Consider the following 20461-nt stretch of genomic DNA (forward strand, 5'->3'; position numbering starts at 1 on the left):
GCAGCGGGTAGCATCGCTACCCGCAAGGCCGCGCGAGCCTGAGATCGAAGCCATTTCGACGTCCCTCCGGGATTTGACCGATTTTGCCCATGGCATCGTCGAAAGGCCTTGAAATATTGACATATTCCTTCGCCCTTTCTCCTCGCCCTGAGCAAAATCGCTTCAAACCTCGATCGCGGAATTAATGGGTCCTGACCCTAAGAGGCCTGACCCTGGCTTTCGCGCGTCAGCCGCGCCACGCGTTCGCGATCGCGCGGCGGCAGCAGGGCTTCGTTGACCTGCCAGAAACCGGTGACCGCCGCCTGGCCCGCATGGGTATAGGCCCGGCTCATCGCATCGCGCAGGAGCGAAAAGACCGCGCCCTCGATCTGCTTGCCGGCGCTCGTCGGCCGCAATTCCTTCTGCCGCCGGTCGCGATTGCCGGGGCGCGTCGTCACCAGATCGCGGGCTTCCAGGTCCTTGATGACCCGCCCGAGCGACTGCTTGGTGATGCCGAGCAACGCGAGGAGGTCGGAAATGGTCAGCCCCGGCGCGCGCGCGACGAGATAGAGCGCGCGGTAATGCGCGCGTCCCAGCCCGTTTTCGGCAAGTCGCGCATCGATCGTCCGCCACAGCGCGGCATGGCCGAAAAACAGATAGTCGATGCCGCGACGCACTTCTTCCTCGCGTAAGAAAAGTGCAGAAGCAGCGGGGACTTGTGAAAGAAAATTTTCATCGGACATGGCGACTACCGTTGCGCGCCGCGTCACGCTTTGGCAAGAGGCGCGCACCGGCCAATTCCGGCCGGCGCCCCCAAGCTACAAGGGTTTGTCGATGTCCGCTCCCGCTTTCGCCCGTCTGCCGCACCCCAATCCGACGGCCGAAGAGGTCCGCGCGGCGGCGATCGCCGATCCGGCGTTCGGGCGCGTGTTCACCGACCACATGGTCTCGATTCGCTATAGCGAGGGCAAGGGCTGGCACGATGCGCAGGTGATGCCGCGCGGCCCGCTGTCGCTCGACCCGGCGACGGCGGTGCTCCACTATGCGCAGGAGATTTTCGAAGGGCTGAAGGCCTATCGCCTCGACGACGGCTCGATGGCGCTGTTTCGCGTCGAGGCCAATGCCGCGCGCTTCAACGCCAGCGCGCGCCGCATGGCAATGGCCGAACTTCCCGAAGATCTGTTCGTCGCCGCGGTGAAGGAAATCGTCGCGGTCGACGCCGACTGGTTCCCCCAGGTCCAGGGCGGGGCGCTCTATCTGCGCCCGTTCATGTATGCGAGCGAAGTGTTCCTCGGCGTGAAACCCGCCGCCGAATATCATTTCCTCGTCATCGCCTCGCCGGTCGGAAATTATTTCAAATCCGGCGCGCCCGCGGTCTCGCTCTGGGTGTCGGAGGATTACACCCGCGCCGCACCGGGTGGCACCGGCGCCGCCAAATGCGGAGGCAATTATGCGGCGAGCCTGATCGCGCAACAGGAGGCTATCGCGAAGGGGCACGATCAGGTCGTCTTCCTCGACGCCGCCGAGCATCGCTGGATCGAGGAACTGGGCGGGATGAACATGTTCTTCGTGTTCGACGACGGCAGCATCGTCACGCCGCCGCTGACCGGGACCATCCTGCCCGGCATCACCCGCGACGCGATCATCACCCTGGCGCGCGATGCGGGCCTGACCGTGCGTGAAGAGCCCTATGCGATCGACCAGTGGCAGGCCGATGCGGAAAGCGGCCGGCTGACCGAAAGCTTTGCTTGCGGCACCGCGGCTGTCGTGACGCCGGTGGGCAAGGTGACGCGCGGCGATACGAGTTTCGCGATCGGTGCGGGCGGACCGGGACAGGTGACCGCCATGCTCAAGGACAAGCTGGTCGACATCCAGCGCGGCCGCGCCGCCGATCCGCACGGCTGGGTCACGCGACTCTGAAGCGGCACCTTGCCAAGTTCGGGCGGCGCGTATAGGAGCGCGCTCGCACCGGCGATTGGGGCGTAGCCAAGCGGTAAGGCACCGGTTTTTGGTACCGGCATGCGCAGGTTCGAATCCTGCCGCCCCAGCCAGTCCTCCCGGTGCTCCCCGACGAAAGCGCCGAGACTCGCGTGGACGACGTGCGTCCGTGCGACGAGCCGGGCGCTAACGACGTTCGTAGCACTCCCGCGCGGTGGCGCGGTTATCAGGGTCGCTGTGCGCGGAGGAAGTTGCCGAGGGCGACGAAGAGCATTGCGCGCGCATCGCCGCCCAGCATCTCCGCGGTCAGCCAGTCGAAACGAACCCGGTCGCCGTGATCGGCGGCGTTGACCATCGCCGCCAGCAGCGCCTCGTCGTGGCTGACGCGCGGACAGCATGGCGGAGCGACGGCGAAGGCTTCGGGCCAGACATGGGCGATCGCCTCGACCACGACGCGATAGCGCCGCGCGGCAAGGATATTGCCCCAGCGCCGTTCGAGTTCGGGCATCGGGTCGCGTTCGGCGCGGCGGCAAAGGATGCAATAGCGTAGCGCGAGAACGGCCTGCGCCGCCTCGACCGGCAGGTCGCGAACGAGCGGCTGGCGGGTCATTTCGCGGATCAGGGCATGGCTTTCCAACATCGATCCTCCCGCGCCCGGCCTGCCTGTCGGCGGTCCCACCGGGGCTTCCAGGAAAAGCTGCCGGCTGCCGCGCACGACGCGGCGGCCGGCAGGAGGGGACTGCTCGACTGTGCTATTGAGAATTACTCGCAAATACAAGCAAAAAAGAGAGGCGCTGAAAAACGCCTCTCAATGACTTTATGAATCAACGGATTACCTGCCAGCGCAAGGCGGCCGGACTCCGGGGTGGCGGCTCGGCTCAGTCGTCGCCGACCGGCTTCGACTGGAGCTGGACGTAATTTTGCAGGCCCATGCGCTCGATCAGGTCGAACTGTTTTTCCAGTTCGTCGACGTGATGCTCTTCGCTTTCGAGGATGTCGGCGAACAGGTCGCGGCTCACATAGTCGCGAACCGTCTCGCAATGCTCGATCGCGTCGCGCAGAAGCGGAATCGCTTCTTCCTCGAGAGCCAGGTCGGCCTTCAGTATCTCCTCCACCGTTTCGCCCACGCGCAGCCGGCCGAGCAGCTGGAAGTTGGGGAGGCCGTCAAGGAAGAGGATGCGATCCGCCAGCCGGTCGGCGTGCTTCATCTCGTCGATCGATTCCTCGCGCTCGAAATGCGCGAGCCGTGCGACTCCCCAATTGTCGAGCATGCGATAATGCAGCCAATATTGGTTGATCGCGGTCAGCTCGTTCTTCAGCGCCTCGTTGAGGAAGTCGATGACCTTTTCGTCGCCCTTCATATATCTTGTCCTGTCGTTATCGGGTGGGATGTCGGGCGGTCTTATACCGCCCCGGGCCCGATCAGGCCAAGGGTGAAAATGACGGATTTCCGGGAAAAATCAGGCGGTCTCGGCGACATCGCTGATGATATTGCGAGCGAATGACAGGCACTGGCCGCATTTGGGTTTGCGACCCAATTGCGCATAGGCCGCCTTGGCACAGCGCAACTGGCCACTCCGCGCGACATCGCGCAGCTGACTTTCCCTTATTGCGTTGCAGACACAGACGACCATGTGCGAATCCCTCTCAACAAGGATGATCTAGGGATAGTGCGACAGATTCGCAATAGGAAAGTTGCGACTGGTTCGCACTCCGGGAAGGGCAAAAAGGGTGGGGCGGGCCTTGCCCGCCGGGCGATTCGCGGGCATAGGCGCGCGCATCCTCGAATGCCCATCCGCAAAGGTTCGCAGCCATGAAAGTGAATGTCTATGTGACGCTCAAGCCGGGGGTTCTCGACCCGCAGGGCAAGGCGATCCACCATGCGCTCGAGGGGCTCGGCTTCGCCGGCGTCGACGACGTCCGCGCGGGCCGCTTCATCGAACTCGAAGTCGCCGACGACGTCAGCGATGCCGATCTCGATGCGATGTGCGGCAAGCTGCTCGCCAACACGGTGATCGAAAACTACCGCATCGAACGCGCCTGATACTGGACGTCAAGGAGCCATTCCCATGAAGACCGCCGTCATCGTCTTTCCCGGCTCCAACTGCGACCGCGACATGGCCGTCGCGCTCGAAACGGTCTCCGGCCGCGCTCCAGCGATGGTGTGGCACCGCGAGAGCGCGCTGCCGGAGGGCACCGACTTCATCGCGCTGCCCGGCGGCTTCTCCTATGGCGACTATCTGCGCTCGGGCGCGATGGCGGCTCGCTCGCCGATCCTGCGCGCGGTGATCGACGCGGCGGGGCGCGGCGTTCCCGTGCTCGGCGTGTGCAACGGGTTTCAGGTCCTGGCCGAGGCGCAGCTCCTGCCCGGCGCGCTGATGCGCAACGCCGGGCTCAATTTCGTGTGCCGCACCGTGCCGCTCACGGTCGAAAACAGCCAGTCGCTGTTCACCGCTGCCTATGGTGCGGGGGAGACGATCCATATCCCGGTCGCCCATCACGACGGCAATTATTTTGCCGACCGCGCAACCCTCGATCGCATCGAGGGGGAGGGGCGCGTCGCGTTCCGCTACGCCGATCCCGTCAACGGATCGGCGCGCGGCATCGCCGGGGTGTTGAATGATGCGGGCAATGTGCTCGGCATGATGCCGCATCCCGAACGCGCGATCGACCCGGCACACGGCGGCACCGACGGACTACGCCTGTTCGAGGCGGCGCTCGGCGTCCTCGCCTGACACGACGGCCGACGGCCGCGCCGCGAACAACCAGCGATTGAGCAACAGGATCACCGTCGGCCAGAAGGCCGTGTTCCAGATGTCGTGCCAATGCGCGGCGTCGGGCTGGATCGTGGCGTGAGACGCTTCGGCGGTCAGGTCGAGCCATTCACCTCCGCAAGCCATCGCCACCACCGAAACCCATGCGGCGAGCCAGCTGCCACGCCAGCGCCAGAGCAGGCGGACCGCGAAGAACAGGGTCAGGCCGAAATAGATGTGGAGCGCATCTTTTTCGAGGCCGCTTGTGGTCACGAGCCACATTTTGCGTTCTTCGAAATGCCAGGCGAGTTGGATCAGGGTCATGGAGAGTCAAACCTTGGTGCGGAAGGGAGTGAAATCGGTGCCGTCGTCGAAGACGTCGACGCCCTCGCGCCGCTTGAGCAGGCCCACGACGGCATAGGTGACGGGCGTCAACGCCGCTTCCCATGCCGTCTTGATCACCCATTGCGAGAGGACGACCTGCATCAACTGGTCGGGGGGCCAGCCGGCAAGCCCGTAAAAGGCGAGCGGGTAGAAAATCAGGCTGTCGAGTCCCTGGCCGATGATCGTCGAACCGATCGTGCGCATCCACAGATGGCGTCCGCCGGTCGCGATCTTCATGCGCGCGAGCACATAGGAATTGGCGAATTCGCCGACCCAGAAGGCGGTCATGGAGGCCAGGACGATGCGCCAGCTGTTGCCGAACACGAATTCGTAGCTGTCCTGGCCCGGCCAGCCGTCTGCCGGGGGCAGGGCGACGACCACCGCCGCCATGAAGGCCATGAAGGCCAGCGCCGCGAAACCGGTCCAGATCACCCGCCGCGCGCGAGCATAGCCATAGACCTCGGTCAGGACGTCGCCGATGATATAGCTGATCGGAAAGAAGAGCACGCCGGCGCCGAAGGCCCACTGGCTGCCGTCGGGCATCGGAATATAGGAGGGCTTCGATGCGCCGATGATGTTGCTGAGCAGCAGGATCGCGACGAACGCCGCCATGACGAGGTCGTAATAGCGAAAATGCTGGATGGTATCCGCACTGACATGCGTGGGAATGGCGCGCGGCGCGAATTCGTCGGACTCGGTCATCGGCTTGCTGCTTAACGCGCTTTGCACCCCACGCAAACCACGCTATCGCGCGAGGCGCACCGGCGGTGCCGCGCGCCCGTAGCTCAGCTGGATAGAGCACCCGCCTTCTAAGCGGGTGGTCGCAGGTTCGAATCCTGCCGGGCGCGCCATTCTCCATGGGCCCTGCGGCGCGACATGGCCGCCGGCAATAGGCTACGTCGGTCCTCGGCCCGCGCCGACCGGACCGAGTTTGGGGGTGGTGAGTGGACATTCTTTCGCGCTCATTCGTCATCCCGGACCTGGTCCGGGATCTATGGCAGCGCCGCAGTCATGGACCCCGGATCAAGCCTGTCCCGAGCTTGTCGAAGGGTCCGGGGCAACGCGGCCGGATAAGCGGTCCACCCGCTTTCGGGAGGGGCGGCGAGGCTTGCGACCCTGCTCGCTAGAACGGGATGACATCGACCTGAATTGTCATTGTGAGCGGGGCGAAGCAATCCAGATCGACACGAATGACAACCAACCGCAAAATGCAGACGATCTGCGTGTCGTCCGTCGGCCCGCTCGTCGGAACTGGGCCAAACTGCATCCAGCGGGGCAGAAACCGACACTCCTATGCGGTCGCCGAAGCATCGGGCCAGATCGTATCGAATATCCGGAAAATCCGATGAAATCAGCATTCATGGTGCGGTCGAGATTCGTTCTCGGCCCACGTATTTCCGCTAAACATCTCAATTCAATATATTTTTTCCGACGCAATTTTACGCAGAATGATCATTTCTGACCCCCCATTGCGCCATTTGCGCCAATCTGATTAGCCGATTCTGCTCAACTGCACCGCCGCAAAAATCTGTGGCGCAGTTGGCTCACGAGCGCCGAAAAGACTGGTGCGCTCTCGGCAAATGAGACGGAGGAAATGGTGCAATGGCAACTATTCAAAGGCGCAAGAATGCCTGGCGCGTCACAGTTAGGCGCAAAGGGCAATACGCTTCGGCTACTTTCGACAGCAGGGCCGACGCGGAGGCCTGGGGCGTCCAGACCGAGGCGAAGATACTGGAAGGCTACTCCGCCGAAGCGGCCCGGAGCGAGCCCCTCATGCCGCCGGGCGGGACGCCCGCAGTCACCATCCTCCAGCGTTACAGCGACGAGGTTTCGCCGACCAAGCGGGGAGCGCGCTGGGAACAGGTGAGGATCAAGGCTCTGATCCGCGACGAACGCCTGTTCCAGAAGCCCATCACGGCGATCTCCGGTCCCGACATCGCAGAATTTCGGGACAAGCGCAGACGCAAGGTTTCGGCTTCCACCGTCAATCGCGAACTGTGCCTGATTTCGAGCATCTTCACCTTCGCAATGCAGGAATGCCGTGTCGGCCTCACCTACAATCCGTGTCTGCTCGTCAAGAAGCCGCGCAAGCCGCGGTCGCGAACGCAGCGCGTATCGGTCGACGAAAGAGAAAAGATTGTCACCGAGCTCGGTTGGGATCGGAAGAGCGCACCGCAGACGTCACCCCAGTGGGTCGCCTTCGCATTCTACTTCGCGCTCGAAACCGCCATGCGGAAGGGCGAGATACTTTCTCTCCAATGGCGCGATATCGACTTCGCGGGACGCTCGGCTCACCTCGACATGACCAAGAATGGAGAAGAGCGCGACGTCCCCTTGTCCAGCGCCGCCACCGCATTGCTGAAACTGGTCGAGGACCGGAACCCTGGTCGCTCGGTCGTGCCTGTCAAGCAGGGCCATTTCGACAAGCTGTTTCGCGAAGCACGGCGTGATGCAGGCCTGCTGCATATTCGCTTTCATGATAGTCGGCGCGAAGCGGCCACGACGATGGCGCCCAAGCTCTCGAATGTCCTGGAACTGGCTGCGATCACCGGGCACAAATCCCTCTCGATGCTCCAGATCTACTATAAGCCGAAAGCAGCCGACCTTGCTGCTCGTCTTGATGCCTGATGCACCTATCGCAAAAATTACGTATCGACCGAATAGTTGTGGCTGGAGCTGAGACGTCGCATCGAACTTAATCGCATCACGCCGGCCTTGCGCGAGCAGAGCACGATCACGGTGATCCCCGGTCGCCACAACGGCGAGCGCTTGATTTACTGCTTTTTCATCATTTCAAGCCAATGTGCGGCTTCCTTCTGCCCATCAGGGTCACTTGGAAACTTCCCCTTGAGCCAAAAATTAAACCATCTCAAGTTGCGTTCATACACTGCCAAACGGTGTGCAGGTTGCCATTTTACATGATGCTCACCTGGAAATACAAACAAATCCACAGCTTTACCAGCTTGTTGTAGCGCAGTGTAACTCGCCATAGCGGCACGGAATTCGTCGTCAGCTTGCTGAATTAATAATGGTGTAGAAACCCGCCTTGCGTTTTTAACGAGTGAGATATGGCGCCAGAAAGTAGAATCATAGTTGAGCAGCGTTGGCCAGCCACTATCGTGATATGCATCTGCTGCTGATGGACCGACAATCGCATCCTGAAAAAGGTCCCAACAGCATCCGCTTGCTGACGCGGCGCTAAACATCGAACTGTTCACGAGGGCAAATTGAACAGTCGATGATCCGTCGCTTAATCCAGTAATCCCTATATGACGTGCATCTATGATCCCACGGGCTATCAGTGAATTTACGCCAATCTCAATTGATGAAAGAACACTCTGACGATCTTTTAGCTTTTCATAGGAATGGTCGACAATTGTTTGGGCATCGTCCCTTTTTATTTTCAATGATCCCACATTTGGACGTTGAATGCTCAGGACCGCGTAGCCATTAGTCGCAAATAATTGAATCGGGAATTCATCTCCGACCCCCCCCTTCAAAAAACCGCGAGACAAATATTGAACAACAATTAGTGGATAGGCCCGGCCTTTTATATATCCGATAGGGTATATAAGGTCACCGAAAGTCTCGATCCCAAATTCATTACGCCAATTAAGCCGCTCAATCTTTCCAGTCGAAAAGCGATTAAATCCCTGGTTTGGATCAAATACTACCTTGACGCGGCCGCTATCTGGATTCAATAGAACAATTTGGCGGGGATCTGCGGATCGCTCCCGGGCGCATGCTATCCCTTGGCCCAGTGCCTGGCAATCGATCAGCAAGTCTTGCGTGATATAAAGGCGTTTTGGCGCCGATCTGCCTGGCTGCCATTCGAAAATTGCCATCTCGCTGTCAGCCCACCCATCCCGACGAATGTATCGCACACGATCGCCATCGGCCGTCCACCAAACGGCTAAGGCTCCGACGCAATCTGCCGAAGCGCAAATTTGCACCTTGTCGTTAACCTGCCTTACGGAAATCCTGCCACTGTTTGGATCCTTCTGGTCTTCCGACGTAGAGATAAATGCCGTTTCGCCCGAGTTGGATGTCGCTACAGGACCGGTGGTTCTTAGCTTGTCATGCCGAAGCAGATCGCTTTCTTCGTCGACAGTTGCGGTGCGGAATTGGCCGGTCGAAAGATTTATTGTCTTCGTAACGAGCGTGCTAACCGAACCCTGCGGCCTGTTGTCGAATAGCGGGACAAAGCGCGAGTCAAAGCGAAATCCTCGTAGGGCCTCTGCACTGACGGCGGCTTCCAAACCGGGGTCTCGTTGACGCGAAGAATAAACCAGACGGCGATCGTCATCCAGAAGGAGGAAATCTTGCACTTCTCCCTTCTCATGCGTTATGGGTTCGCTACCCGCTCCGTTCGTAGCCGCACGCCACACCTGCGTCGTATTCACCGATCGTTTTAAAAAATAGACAAATCTCCCATCACTTGACCATGCGAGAGGTGTGGCCGCTACGTATCCGGTGCTTACTGTCACACCGCCGATGCCACTAACATACTGGAGCCTTATGTCTCCACCCTCGTCAATTGTCCTTGAGTGGCCGCTCCCCGAGAGATCGATTACATCTAAACGAATTAGATATCGGTTTGAGGAAGGGTCTGGAGTCCTGACCTGCACAACAGCCATCTTTTGATCGGGGGACAGCGCAAAAATATGTTCTCCGGGACCTGGATAGGATGGCCCTATCTCGGAGAGACGGACCAGATCGCTGGCAGAAAGTGGAATTTTCGTGTTGGGCGAGGCAATAGTTGAGCCAGCGGCAGCAACGCTCCAAGCGATTGTAGTGAGCGAAAAAAATGCTGATAGCTTTGACGAGGGTCGTTGCATCAGAAGCTCTTGCTAATCGCTATGCTTAAAAAGCGCCCAGTGATGGGATAGTTACCCGCGTCATAATGGTAACCTCCGCTACTGGTGGTGCGAATATAAGCTGGCTTCTCATTAAAAATATTTAAAGCGGACACTAAGAACGTCATGTTCGAAAAAAGTCCATGATCATTGGCAATCTCGTACCGAGCAACTAAGTCGACTGATTTAAATCCACCAACTTTTTCATACGGTGTCAGTCGATTATCAAGCGTACCGCCAATGTAGGAGAAAACACTAGTTAACGAGAGGTTCTCATTATTCCACTGCACGGATGAAGAGGCACGCCAATGAGGTGGCCTATAAAGAATGCCGGCAATTTGGACTATTGGCTGACTGGAACTTAGTTGCTGCTCACTATCCAGATAGCTTGCCGATCCATGTAAATCGATGTGATTGCTAGATCCGATTTTAAACTTATAATCAATGCTAAAATCGACGCCTTCTACCTTTTGAATTGCAGCATTTTGCAGATAGTTAGTGACAATTGCGATCACGTTCGCCGGCGACGGATCGCCACCACCTTGATCATAAAGTGTGGTTATACCCTCGAGTGTTGCCAGAACATCTTCGCTGCTCGGATTTAAATTGACGTACGCACTGTAAATTGGGGAAAATGCCAGTAAATTTTGTGGTATTGGGGACACTACTCGATCTCGATAATCAATGCGAAAATAACTTGCATTAATTTTCATCCCCTCGATCATTGAGGGGGTCAGGGTGGTAGTGACCGTCCAGTTTGTCGCACGCTCCGGTTTAAGGTCAGCATTTCCGCCTGACACATAAAGCACAGTCCCTTCGACTGGACTCGGAGGAAAGAAAGCTGTGGCGCCGACCTGAGAGTAGCCGCTCCGAGGTCGGACCGATTGATATTGAGTTGGCGCCTTAAAGGACTTTCCCCAACTGAATTTAAGAGCAATTTCTCTCGTAGGAGCGTATACGAATCCCAGTTTGGGTGTGGCTATGCTGCCAACATGGCTGATATCTTCGTAACGGACAGCTGCCGTAAAATTTAGGCGATTTATTAAAGGAACATTATTAAGTTGTGATACTAAAGGAAGAAATATCTCACCGTAAACATAATTCGTAGATCTATCGATACTTAAATTCTGCACAGGGATGGCGCGGTCGCCCTCAATGTCCGCAATATCAAGAATGAATTTAGATTTTCGCTGGCCGGCGCCGATGGCTAGGTGCGCGCTACCTCCAGGTAATCTAAACAATGGTCCCTCGGCGTTGACTTCCAAGGATTGCACACGATTTGTGAAAGTCCCTCGTCGCGTAAGGTAGGGAAATCCGCCTAGAGCGACTGCTGCGAGTTGCTCAGCTCTGCTCTCGCCAAAAATTGATGCGAGCCTTAGGTCCCACGCCTGCGCAACAGCGAGCTTTATGCTTGGTGAGGCCGTCCAGGACCGTGTTTCGATTTGTATATCCGCGCCTGTTCCGAGGCATCCGTCTGTTACAGTATAATTTACACATAGTCGACTGGTCCTATTGTTAAGTTGACCGTCGAATTCAAATGAGAGCTGATCTGTTATGTTTTGGTGTCCTGCGACAACACCGCTGTGTTGCTTCTCTCCAGTCTGCAATGTATCAGTTGGGTCGTTGCTTTGGGCATATGATCGCTGACGGGCAGTGATCGGCGTGACGTCGCGAAAATCATAAGCGATCATGAAGCCGCCATCGGCCCAACGCTTACCTGTGACAATGTCGTATTGTTGTTCGAAGTCTCCGCCGTCAGTTGATCCTCCGATCCTTGCCGAGATCGTCGCGCCTTCGTAATCTTTACGAAATAAAACGTTCGCAACGCCGCCGACTGCGTCTGATCCATAAAGGGCAGATGACCCGTCTGTAATAACTTCCACACGGTCAATGGCGGCAAGTGGAATTGCGGATATGTCGACGCCTTGGCTCATCGCGTCGTATGCGACACGATGGCCATTAAAAAGTGTCAATGTAGCGTCTGGGCCGAGCCCCCGAAGGTTGAGAGTTGACGATGAGCTAACGTTTTCAGAAATGCCCTGTCCGCCCCCAGGAATACTGGGGTTTTGGCCGCCTGAATAGTTTTGGACGATACTACGGGCGAATGTACCAAGGTCATTGATACCTAGCTTTTCGATATCGTCGCGGGTAGTGGTCCTCACCGGTGAAGTTGGTTCACTTCCGCGTATCCGTGAGCCCGTCACCACGATTTCGGAATTTTCACTTCGACTTGTTTCACCGTCTCCTACCGACAGCAAAGACTCATCTTTGGTGGCGCCGTTTCCCACCTTTACGATCGCGATCGCGCCAGATCCGTCGATACGCGCCGTAAACATCGTTCCCGCCAGAATTGCATCAAGCGCCGCCGGCGGTGTTGCCGTTCCCTGAAAGCCGCGCGAGCGTAGTCCGCGAATCTCATCCACCTTATAGATGATCGGCTTGCCCGACTGGTGGCCGAACGCATCGAGTGCCGACCGCAGACTGCCTGCTGGAATGTTGTACGCCTGCTCCTGTGCTTGCGCCTGCGCCGGTACAGCCAGCGCTACCATGCACACGCTCGCCGCGAGCGCCCCCATTCCATATGTCCGCATTCAAACCCCCTGTGTTTTGGCCGCACAATGCGACCTTTCAGGGTTGAGACAGTCGAACCGCCAATCGATGTAATCAAAAAGTCACTTTGCGGTTTGTGGCGGATTCGGAGGCGTCAGGACACCCTTGGCCGAACGTGATTGATCGAACCATGGGGAGGGCTTCGAGCTTGTACGCCGTGGTCTCCATCCGTTCGGCGGTCAGCCCATCGATCTGAATCGAAAACCACAACCCGTCCTTGCCGCGTCGATAGTCGATCGACAGGGGGATCAAGCCGAGCAGGGCCAGCCGGTCGAGCACGCGACAGAAGACCTGCGGACAAAGCTCCGCTTCGCCTTCCAGATACAGGATGTCCTCGCGCGCCACCTTAGCGCACGGCGAGGGTGAATCGGAGATAGCGCGGCTGGGCCGCTGCGAATGCGAATATGTCATGAGAAGCACCACGAGATCGGAGCGCGCAGCCCTGTTTGAGGCGCGCAAGGTCATGCGAACCGGATCAGTTGATCCGGGCGGTGCTAATTCGCGTTGGACGGCAGCAGGCGAGCACCGGCGCAGCGCCGCCGATGCTAAGTCGCCGATGATGGTTGAAGTGGCGCGCCATCAGTTGCTGATCCTGACCTCGGTCGGCGTCTCTTCGATCTTGAGACCGTAAGCGTCACGCAAGAGTCGCACGAACGCGTCGGGATCGTTCGAGGGGAACATGCCGCCGATCCGCAAGCTGGCGGCCGATGGATCGGCGATGACGAGCTTCTTCGCATTGTAGCGGTTGAACTCGGCGGCGATCTCGCCGAGGTTCGATTGGTCGAAGCTGAGCATACCTTGCCGCCACGCAAGAGCGTCCTCGACTTTCTGCTCCGAACGCGACGCGACCAGCGTCGCGGGACCGCGCGCGATGGCGATGTCGCCGCCGACGATGACCGACGACCGAACCGCCTGGCCTTGTGCGATCTCGTCGACCCGCACGCGGCCCTCGAGCACCGATACCGTCACCTTGTCGCCGTCGCGGCGCACCGAGAACTTGGTGCCGAGGACGGTGATCTGACGGTTGCCGGCATGGACGATGAACGGCTGCCCGTCCTTGTGCGCGACCTCGAAGAACGCCTCGCCCTGGTCGAGCCAGACTTCCCGGCTCTTGGGCAGCACCGCGGTGCGAACCTTGGACGCCGTGTTGAGCTCGACCTTGCTCCCGTCGGAGAACGAAATGATCTTGCGGCTGCCGACCCGCGTTGCAAAGCTGTCACCCACGACCTGTTCGGCCGCCGGCTGCAGCATCTCGGGCCGGTACAGATAGGTGCCGCCGAGCGCGAGCGCGATCGAGGCGGCCAGGCCGGCAGGCACGTACCAGCGCGAGGGCGGACGATATTCGCCGCGCTCGACCGGTTCGGGATGGCTGCGGCTCAGCGCCGAAATGCGATCGGCTTCGCGCCAGCTGTGGCGCAGCCGCAGATAGGCGGTGCGGTTCCCGTCGGATTCGGCGAGCCAGTTTTCGAACTCGGCTTGGTCGGTCTCGCTCCAGCTTTCGTCTTCCTGCGCCAGCACCCAGCGCGCCGCGCGGTCGGCAGCCAGTTCGGCCCGGCTCATGACTTCTCTCCGCGCCCGCGCGCGCCGTAGCGGGGCCGCACGATCCGTCCCGGTCCGCCGAGCATGTGGCTCGCGAGCGCTTTCATTCCCATCACCAGCTGGCCGTTCACCGCGTCCTTGCCGATCCCGAGCCGGTCGGCGGTCTCTTGCGGTGTTAGGCCCTCGATCTTCCGGAGCTCGACGATCTCGCGCACCCGAGGCGACAGCTTCTCGAGGCCGGCGAGGGCACGGCGCAGGGTGTCGCGCGCCGTCAGGTGACGCTCGGCCTCGAACAGATCGACCTCGCGGTCGACCGTCTCGAGGTCGGCGACATGCTCGAAGCTGACGATGCGCGCGCGCTTGGCCGAGTTGATCAGATGGTTGCGCGCGATCGTGAACAGATATTGCTGCGTGTTCATCGGCAGCTCCTTGCGGGCTCCGGCGAACGCCAGTTCATAGACATCGTGCCTGAGATCCATCACGTCGTCTGCAACCCTCCAGTTCCGGCGGATGAAGCGCGTAAGGGGCCCTTCGAGAGGGAGCACCTCTCGGCAGAACCACTCATCGAGAGCTTCATCGTCGACCATCTATCCGGCCGGGTTCTCCTTTGCATCCATGCGTGTCACGGGTCCAAGACAAGCGAACACCGATCCAATGTAATCCCAAAGTGACGATTACGGGCGGGAAAAAATCTTCGCGCCCGATTAGAGCCGGAATCGCGGCGTTGTTTATCTCCGAAGCCGAAGTGCTTGTGTTCGCTGGATTACATCGTTTGCCGCTTCACTTGTCCTGACGATCAGCGGCCGGAGCCGCGTTAATTGGAGGGGGCCTGGTCGCCGGCCGACGCCGGCCGGAGGTCTGTCGCGATGTTGGGTTCATCGTCCGCTGGTCATGCGGACCATGTACTTGCCATCGGCAGCCAGTTTCTCCCGCTCGCGCGCAAGGCCGCGAGCGAAGCGGAGCTGACCGCGCTGATGGAAGATGTGACGCGCGAGATTGGATTTCGGCGCTTCGCCGCGATCCATCACGAGGATCTGCGCGTCTCGCGTCCAGGCCTCATCAATCTCAACAACTATCCCGATGGCTGGGCCGAAGCCTTCATTCACGAACGCCTCTATCGCGTCGATCCGGCCGTCCACGCCTGCCTGCGGACGTCCACGCCCTTCTGGTGGCGCGACATCGCCCAATGGATCGCGCTCGACGCGGCCCATTCGGCGACGCTCGAACGCGCCGCCCGTGCGGGCCTTCATGCGGGCATCACCGTTCCCTGCTGCATTCCCGGCGAACCGACCGGCTCGTGCTCGTTCGGCTGTCCGCGGCCAGGCACCGACCCCGTCCGAGCGATGATGCTCGCGCAATGGGTCGGCAGTTTCGCGTTCGAAGCCGCGCGGCGCATAGCGCGCGGAGGACAGTTCGTGCTGCCCGGCGGACCCCGGTTGACTCCGCGCCAGCGCGAATGCCTGCTTCTCGTCGGACAGGGCAAATCCGACTGGGCAATCGGCCAGCTGCTTGGCCTCAGCGGTAAGACCGTCAAACATTATCTCGACGATGCCCGCCTGCGCTTCGATGTCGCCACTCGCGCCCAGCTCCTCATCTGCGCGCTCCTCGCCGGCGAGATCAACCTGATCGAGCTGATGCCGCGGCAATAGGGCTAACCAGCCGTATCGATCGCCGCGCCGCCCTCTGCTCCCCTTGGTGCGACCGCAATAGCCAAGGGGAGCACCCATGATCCACATCATCGCTGGCCCGCAGCCATCGCAGCGTCCGCTTGTCGAGAGCATGTTCGCGGACAGGAAGCGACTCTTCGTCGATCTCCTCCGCTGGCAGGTCCCGGTCGTCGACGGCCGTTTCGAGATCGATGCCTTCGACGGCGTGGACGCCGTCTACCTGATCGCCGCGGAAGGCGGCGTGCATATCGGATCGATGCGCCTGCTTCCGACCACGCGTCCTCACCTGCTCGACACGCTTTTCGCCGACCTTTGTCCGCTCGGCGTGCCGATCGGCGCCGACACATATGAGATCACCCGGCTCTGCCTGCCCTCGCGGCTCGGTGCGGCGAAGCGCCTCGCGGTCCGCAACGCGCTCATCGTCGCGATGGTCGACTATGCCCAGGCGCATGGCATCGACCGTCTGACCGGCGTCGTCGAAGCGGGTTTCCGCAAGGAGGTCCTCGCGATGGGATGGCTAGCCGAGCCGCTGGGTCCGGCCGTTTGCCGCGACGGCGCTTCGTTGGGGGCGTTTGCGCTCCATATCGCAAGCGATACGTGCCGCAGGCTCGGCTGGACCGGGATTGCGGCGCCCCTGCACGATCGTGTCGAGGTCGCGGCATGACCGCGCCTCGGCCACCCGCCTCGCTCGATACGCTGGGCGATACCCTCGAGACGACGGGCTATTGCGTGTTCCCAAGTGCGCTCGCGCCCGAGCGCATCGCGGCGCTCGCCCGCGATCTCGACCCGGTCTTCGCGGCGACACCCTATTGCCGGGGCGTTTTCTACGGCGCGCGCACCAAGCGCTTCGGCGCGCTGCTGCGGCGCTCGTCGCTTGCGGCCGAGCTGGTCGCGCATCCCGGCATCCTGTCGCTCGCCGAGCGCTTCCTCATGCCCTGGTGCGACCGCGTCGCCCTCAATCTCACGCAAGGCGTCGAAATCCACCCCGGCGCACCCGCGCAGTTCCCGCACCGCGATCAGGATATGTGGGGCGGACCCAAGGGAGGCATGGAATATCTGATCAACGTCATGTGGCCGCTCCTGCCCTTCGAGCGCGCCAACGGCGCGACACGACTCTGGCCGGGAAGCCATGTCGGCAATCCCCATGATCTTCGCGACGAGGCGGAAGCGGTGGTTCCCGAGTTGCAGCCGGGTGACGCGCTGCTGTTCCTGGGATCGACGCTTCACGGCGGCGGAGCGAACCGCACGGCTTTCGCCCGGCGCGGCGTGATCGTCAGCTATTGCCTCGGCTGGCTCAAGCCGTTCGAGCTGCAGTGGCTCGTCTATCCGCCGCCAGTCGCGCGCGCCTTTGATACCGATCTCGCGGCGCTGGTCGGCTATGCACAGCACCGTCCCAATCTCGGCAATGTCGAAGGCCAATGCCCATCGGTACTGCTCGGTGGCGATTGCGACGAGCCCTTGGCGGCGATCGATGCGCTGCGTCCCGATCAGACCGAGGCGCTCGCCGGCTGGGTCGCCGACGGTGCGCGGCAGGACTGATGCGGTGCACGCACGCTGGTGGTGCGCGGCCGACTATGACGGCCTCGCTGCTGCCGGACGGGCCGCGCTCGCCTGGGAGCTGCTGCGCCGCGAACCCGCCTACGGCGTAGCCGTTGCGGCCCAGAGGCAGAGCGGCGCGGGGCCGCTTGCCGCCGACAGCGTCTTTGCGGCGCGGTGGGGGCTGCACTTTCGCCGAAGATCCGGCGCGCGATTTCCGCATCGCGTGGCCGTTCTGGTCGGCTGCCCACGACCCGGCGGTGCTGGCCGCCGTCGCGTCGCCGGCGGTCGATGGGGAGCCGGCGCTTGAACTGGCCGAGTTGGGTGGGGGCGCCTTGCTGCTTCGTAACCGCGACGGTATCGAACATCTCGCCTGGCGTCAGCCTGGCATGATCCTACGCCTCGATCTGCGCGGAACCTCCATCGCCGACGCCCCCGTGCGCCTAAAGATCCAGCTCGCCGCCGACCGCACTGCTCCCATCCAGCTCGCCGCGCTGCAGTGTCTGCTCTCGGCTCTGCGTGTCCGCGATCCCGGTCGGCGGACGCCGCGCACCGATCCGCGACTCCCCCGTCTCGTCGAAGCCCTGCGGGCCTTCGACGCTTTGCGCACGGGCGCGACCCAGCGTGAGATTGCCCTGATCGTTTCGGCATCGCCCGACGGAGGCTGGCATGGCGCGAGCGACCATCTGCGATCACGCGTCCGGCGCCTCGTGTTACGCGCACGGCGGCTGGCCGAGGCGGGACCGCTCGGCATTCTTCATCGCAATGTTTGATGAGATGACGCTTGACCGGCTGCCGTAATGATGGACGTTGCCGTGCTCCAAACCGGGGAGGATAGGTGTGGGCATCAACAACAGCCGGGAATTCATCAAGGAAATTCGGGAAAACCCCGAAAACTTCTACATCATCCATTATTCGTGCCAGAGCCTCTACGACGACAATGAGGCGCTGTCGCCGCGCATCACCTCGATCGCGATCACGCATTACGCAACCGAGCAGACGGTCAGTTTCTCAACCCATTCGATCGCCGAGGAACTCCATATTCCCCGCGACGATGGGCGCGACAGGTTCGACGAGGTCGAGCTCAAGCTGCTGCGCGATTTCTATGCCTTTGTTCGGGACCGGCGCGACAAGTTCTGGATTCACTGGAACATGCGCAATCTGACCTACGGCTTCGAGCATCTCGAGCACCGCTATCGCGTGCTGGGGGGCGCTGACGCGCCCGTCATTCCCGTCGAGCGGCGCCTCAATCTCAACGACCTGCTCTCCGATCGCTACGGCGGTCGCTACGCCCCGCATCCCAAGCTCAAATCGCTGATGGAATTGAACGGCGGGATACACCGCCATTTCCTCAGCGGCGAAGAGGAGGTGCAGGCCTTTCAGAACAACGAGTTCATCCGCATGCACAACTCGACCTTGGCCAAGGTCGGCTTCCTCTACGCTGTCATCCGCAAGCTGCTCAGCGGAAAGTTGCGCACCGCGTCTAGGGGCATCGGGGTCGCGCTCGACCGGATCTTCGAAAGCCGCGCTGCCAAGGCGGTAGGCCTTCTCGCGACGACGATCACCATCGGCGTCGGGCTGTGGCAGATCGGATTGTGGATTTCCGACACGATCAAATAGTCTTCGAGCGACCGACTGTCGATCGCCCTGTCAGCGCGCGAGCATTCGGGCGAACAGCGTCTCGGGATCGATCCCGAGCGCCTCGGCAATCTCGCAGAATTCGACGACGTCGACCCGGCGTTCGCCGGTTTCGCACTTGGCGATGAAGCTCTGCGGGCGGTCGAGCTTGGCGGCGAGCTCGGCCTGGGTGAATCCGGCTTGAGCACGGGCGTCGGCGAGCAGCGCCTGCAACTTTTGATGGTGGGGAGATCGTAACGAGCGTGCCATGGTTTGGCACTTTCCATGATCCCAGAATCGGATTATCCCATTTTAGGATTGACGGATCTTGGGGTTGCTAGGCGGTGGCGATAGATGAGGAAGGGACGGGTCGGCGCGAGGCTGTACTGCTTCGCCTCGACCCGGCGCCCACGATCACCGACTATGACCGGCGCCACGCGATGACCTACGCCTTGTTGCTCGACGCAGAGGCGCAGGGAATCGACTGGATGCTCGCGGCCGAAGGTATCCTCGAACTCGATCTCGGCGATTGCGACGCGGCGCATCGCTGCTGGCAGGACCATCTCGCCCGCGCGCACTGGATCGAGCAGGTCGGCTTTCCGCAGTTGATCGAGTTGCCTAATTCCGCGGCCGACAAAGCCGACTGACTCCTTTCGGAAGTTGATTTCCGGCGCCTCGCGCGGCGTTGCCGCGCGACCGCGCTCTACGGCCCGGTGAACGCGGGCCGCCGAGCCCCGTATCGGGTCTCGTCCTGGCGGTGACGATCGCTTGGCGCAGCGACTGCGGACGCCGCGCGGATCGCGCATTCCGTGCCATCGCTGGCGACGGGCGTCACGGCGCGGCGGCGCTTTTGGGTGGCCTCTCCCGGCGTACGGCGGGGGTGGCCGGCGCTCCCGGCTAGGCCCGCCGCGGTCGCCTGCAACCCGTCGGCTGCGCCGCCGGGTGCTCCACTTACGTTACGCCCATGCGGTGCAGGCGACCGCTTCGATGCGGGCCTCTCGGTCGCTTCTCGCCGTCCACCCCCCGCCTTCGCGGGAGGGCCATGCAGGTTTTTTTTGAAGGGCGGCGTGGAGACGAGCCATGCCGAACACGGGCCAGCGCAGCGCGAACCTCTCTGCCTTGCTCCCCGAAACGCTCCGCGTGGCGCTGCGCGCCAACGGCGTCGAAAGCGCCGCAGCGCGGGCGCGGGACAGCGACTTCGATCCCGTCCCCATCGTCAAGCTGTTCTCGCCTGTCGGCGCGGCGACGTGGCTGGCAACCGAACTCGACGAGGACGGCGACACCCTGTTCGGACTCGCCGACCTCGGTTTCGGGTGCCCCGAACTCGGGGTGTTCAGCCTGACCGAAATTGCCAGCGTCCGCCTGCCGCTCGGTCTATCCATCGAGCGCGACATCGCCTTCCGCACCCCGTTCCGCCTCTCGGTCTGGAGCGCATGGGCGCGCCGCGCCGGTTCGATCCTCCATGCCGAAACGCTGCTCCGCCGTGCCGCCGCGAGTGACCCGTCCCCCGACCTTTCGCCGCCCGGCAACGGACCCGGCGACTGACGCGGCGGCCGTTCGCCGCCATCCAAGCCAAGGAGTG

General features: G+C 61.3%; 23 protein-coding genes, 2 tRNA genes and 1 pseudogene. 14 read left to right on the forward strand and 12 right to left on the reverse strand.

The features are described 5' to 3' along the window. Positions 1–197: 197 nt before the first annotated feature. Positions 198–722, reverse strand: a complete 525-nt coding sequence (locus AC58D2_RS05650; RefSeq protein WP_497388153.1) for a MarR family winged helix-turn-helix transcriptional regulator — start codon at positions 720–722, stop codon at positions 198–200. Between the two features lie 91 nt (positions 723–813). Between AC58D2_RS05650 and AC58D2_RS05655 the strand changes: the two genes are divergently transcribed. Beyond that, positions 814–1899, forward strand: a complete 1086-nt coding sequence (locus tag AC58D2_RS05655) for a branched-chain amino acid aminotransferase (protein ID WP_497388155.1) — start codon at positions 814–816, stop codon at positions 1897–1899. A 56-nt stretch (positions 1900–1955) separates the two neighbouring features. Next, positions 1956–2030: transfer RNA gene (locus AC58D2_RS05660), tRNA-Gln, on the forward strand. A gap of 113 nt (positions 2031–2143) precedes the next feature. Here the strand turns inward: AC58D2_RS05660 and AC58D2_RS05665 are convergent. The 3 genes from AC58D2_RS05665 to AC58D2_RS05675 all read right to left on the reverse strand — a co-directional run bounded on the left by AC58D2_RS05665 (position 2144) and on the right by AC58D2_RS05675 (position 3551). Then, positions 2144–2557: an addiction module antidote protein gene (locus tag AC58D2_RS05665; protein ID WP_497388157.1), complete on the reverse strand. Its 414-nt coding sequence runs from the start codon at positions 2555–2557 to the stop codon at positions 2144–2146. A 238-nt stretch (positions 2558–2795) separates the two neighbouring features. Next, positions 2796–3278 carry a bacterioferritin gene (gene bfr, locus AC58D2_RS05670; RefSeq protein ID WP_497388159.1) on the reverse strand — a complete coding sequence of 161 codons (483 nt, stop codon included), beginning with the start codon at positions 3276–3278 and terminating at the stop codon, positions 2796–2798. A 99-nt stretch (positions 3279–3377) separates the two neighbouring features. Further along, positions 3378–3551 carry a (2Fe-2S)-binding protein gene (locus AC58D2_RS05675; RefSeq protein WP_497388162.1) on the reverse strand — a complete coding sequence of 58 codons (174 nt, stop codon included), beginning with the start codon at positions 3549–3551 and terminating at the stop codon, positions 3378–3380. Between the two features lie 179 nt (positions 3552–3730). Between AC58D2_RS05675 and purS the strand changes: the two genes are divergently transcribed. Both purS and purQ read left to right on the forward strand, forming a co-directional pair. Continuing rightward, on the forward strand, positions 3731–3961 hold the full coding sequence (gene purS / locus AC58D2_RS05680; RefSeq protein WP_497388164.1) for a phosphoribosylformylglycinamidine synthase subunit PurS: 231 nt from the start codon (positions 3731–3733) through the stop codon (positions 3959–3961). Between the two features lie 25 nt (positions 3962–3986). After that, positions 3987–4652 (forward strand): phosphoribosylformylglycinamidine synthase subunit PurQ, encoded by a 666-nt coding sequence (gene purQ, locus AC58D2_RS05685; protein ID WP_497388166.1) that lies wholly within the window; start codon positions 3987–3989, stop codon positions 4650–4652. Here the strand turns inward: purQ and AC58D2_RS05690 are convergent. Then, positions 4614–4994 (reverse strand): hypothetical protein, encoded by a 381-nt coding sequence (locus tag AC58D2_RS05690; RefSeq protein WP_497388168.1) that lies wholly within the window; start codon positions 4992–4994, stop codon positions 4614–4616. The two genes, purQ and AC58D2_RS05690, sit on opposite strands and share 39 nt — an antisense overlap. 6 nt (positions 4995–5000) lie before the next feature. Further along, complete coding sequence (locus tag AC58D2_RS05695) at positions 5001–5756, reverse strand: queuosine precursor transporter (protein WP_497388170.1); 756 nt, start codon at positions 5754–5756, stop codon at positions 5001–5003. A gap of 72 nt (positions 5757–5828) precedes the next feature. Between AC58D2_RS05695 and AC58D2_RS05700 the strand changes: the two genes are divergently transcribed. Beyond that, positions 5829–5905, forward strand: a tRNA-Arg gene (locus tag AC58D2_RS05700). Positions 5906–6827: 922 nt separating this feature from the next. Beyond that, positions 6828–7682: a tyrosine-type recombinase/integrase gene (locus AC58D2_RS05705; protein ID WP_497388172.1), complete on the forward strand. Its 855-nt coding sequence runs from the start codon at positions 6828–6830 to the stop codon at positions 7680–7682. Between the two features lie 146 nt (positions 7683–7828). On the opposite strand, the gene AC58D2_RS05710 is transcribed toward AC58D2_RS05705, so the two are convergent. From AC58D2_RS05710 to AC58D2_RS05730, 5 genes are all read right to left on the reverse strand, one after another. Continuing rightward, a complete protein-coding gene (locus AC58D2_RS05710) occupies positions 7829–9892 on the reverse strand; it encodes an Atxe2 family lasso peptide isopeptidase (RefSeq protein ID WP_497388174.1) in 2064 nt (687 codons plus the stop codon). Further along, a complete protein-coding gene (locus tag AC58D2_RS05715) occupies positions 9892–12459 on the reverse strand; it encodes a TonB-dependent receptor domain-containing protein (protein WP_497388176.1) in 2568 nt (855 codons plus the stop codon). The genes AC58D2_RS05710 and AC58D2_RS05715 overlap by 1 nt, the downstream gene beginning before the upstream one ends. A gap of 115 nt (positions 12460–12574) precedes the next feature. Further along, a complete protein-coding gene (locus tag AC58D2_RS05720; protein ID WP_497388178.1) occupies positions 12575–12985 on the reverse strand; it encodes an ACT-like domain-containing protein in 411 nt (136 codons plus the stop codon). A 114-nt stretch (positions 12986–13099) separates the two neighbouring features. Next, positions 13100–14080 carry a FecR family protein gene (locus tag AC58D2_RS05725; RefSeq protein ID WP_497388180.1) on the reverse strand — a complete coding sequence of 327 codons (981 nt, stop codon included), beginning with the start codon at positions 14078–14080 and terminating at the stop codon, positions 13100–13102. Next, positions 14077–14538 carry an RNA polymerase sigma factor gene (locus tag AC58D2_RS05730; protein WP_497388182.1) on the reverse strand — a complete coding sequence of 154 codons (462 nt, stop codon included), beginning with the start codon at positions 14536–14538 and terminating at the stop codon, positions 14077–14079. Before AC58D2_RS05730 ends, AC58D2_RS05725 begins: the two co-directional genes overlap by 4 nt. A gap of 387 nt (positions 14539–14925) precedes the next feature. Here AC58D2_RS05730 and AC58D2_RS05735 point away from each other — a divergent pair, with 387 nt between their 5' ends. The 6 genes and pseudogenes from AC58D2_RS05735 (at position 14926) to AC58D2_RS05760 (ending at position 18882) form a co-directional block, all read left to right on the forward strand. After that, entirely contained in the window at positions 14926–15708 is a 783-nt protein-coding gene (locus AC58D2_RS05735; protein ID WP_497388184.1) for a LuxR family transcriptional regulator, read from the forward strand. A gap of 76 nt (positions 15709–15784) precedes the next feature. After that, entirely contained in the window at positions 15785–16390 is a 606-nt protein-coding gene (locus tag AC58D2_RS05740; RefSeq protein WP_497388186.1) for an acyl-homoserine-lactone synthase, read from the forward strand. Beyond that, the gene (locus AC58D2_RS05745) at positions 16387–17265 is read left to right on the forward strand and encodes a phytanoyl-CoA dioxygenase family protein (RefSeq protein ID WP_497388188.1); all 879 of its coding nucleotides are present in this window, start codon (positions 16387–16389) and stop codon (positions 17263–17265) included. The genes AC58D2_RS05740 and AC58D2_RS05745 overlap by 4 nt, the downstream gene beginning before the upstream one ends. Then, a pseudogene (locus AC58D2_RS05750) lies at positions 17198–17398 on the forward strand (transcriptional regulator domain-containing protein); the annotation flags it as partial. The gene AC58D2_RS05745 and the pseudogene AC58D2_RS05750, both read left to right, overlap by 68 nt. Positions 17399–17429: 31 nt before the next feature. Next, entirely contained in the window at positions 17430–18035 is a 606-nt protein-coding gene (locus tag AC58D2_RS05755; RefSeq protein ID WP_497388190.1) for a DNA -binding domain-containing protein, read from the forward strand. Between the two features lie 67 nt (positions 18036–18102). Further along, the gene (locus AC58D2_RS05760) at positions 18103–18882 is read left to right on the forward strand and encodes a hypothetical protein (RefSeq protein WP_497388192.1); all 780 of its coding nucleotides are present in this window, start codon (positions 18103–18105) and stop codon (positions 18880–18882) included. Between the two features lie 30 nt (positions 18883–18912). On the opposite strand, the gene AC58D2_RS05765 is transcribed toward AC58D2_RS05760, so the two are convergent. After that, a complete protein-coding gene (locus AC58D2_RS05765) occupies positions 18913–19113 on the reverse strand; it encodes a helix-turn-helix domain-containing protein (protein ID WP_497388194.1) in 201 nt (66 codons plus the stop codon). Positions 19114–19223: 110 nt separating this feature from the next. Here AC58D2_RS05765 and AC58D2_RS05770 point away from each other — a divergent pair, with 110 nt between their 5' ends. Next, positions 19224–19526 carry a DUF2285 domain-containing protein gene (locus tag AC58D2_RS05770; protein ID WP_497388196.1) on the forward strand — a complete coding sequence of 101 codons (303 nt, stop codon included), beginning with the start codon at positions 19224–19226 and terminating at the stop codon, positions 19524–19526. A gap of 433 nt (positions 19527–19959) precedes the next feature. Continuing rightward, a complete protein-coding gene (locus AC58D2_RS05775; RefSeq protein ID WP_497388198.1) occupies positions 19960–20424 on the forward strand; it encodes a DUF2958 domain-containing protein in 465 nt (154 codons plus the stop codon). Positions 20425–20461: the final 37 nt, after the last annotated feature.

It is taken from the genome of Sphingopyxis sp. CR5, assembly GCF_059693785.1.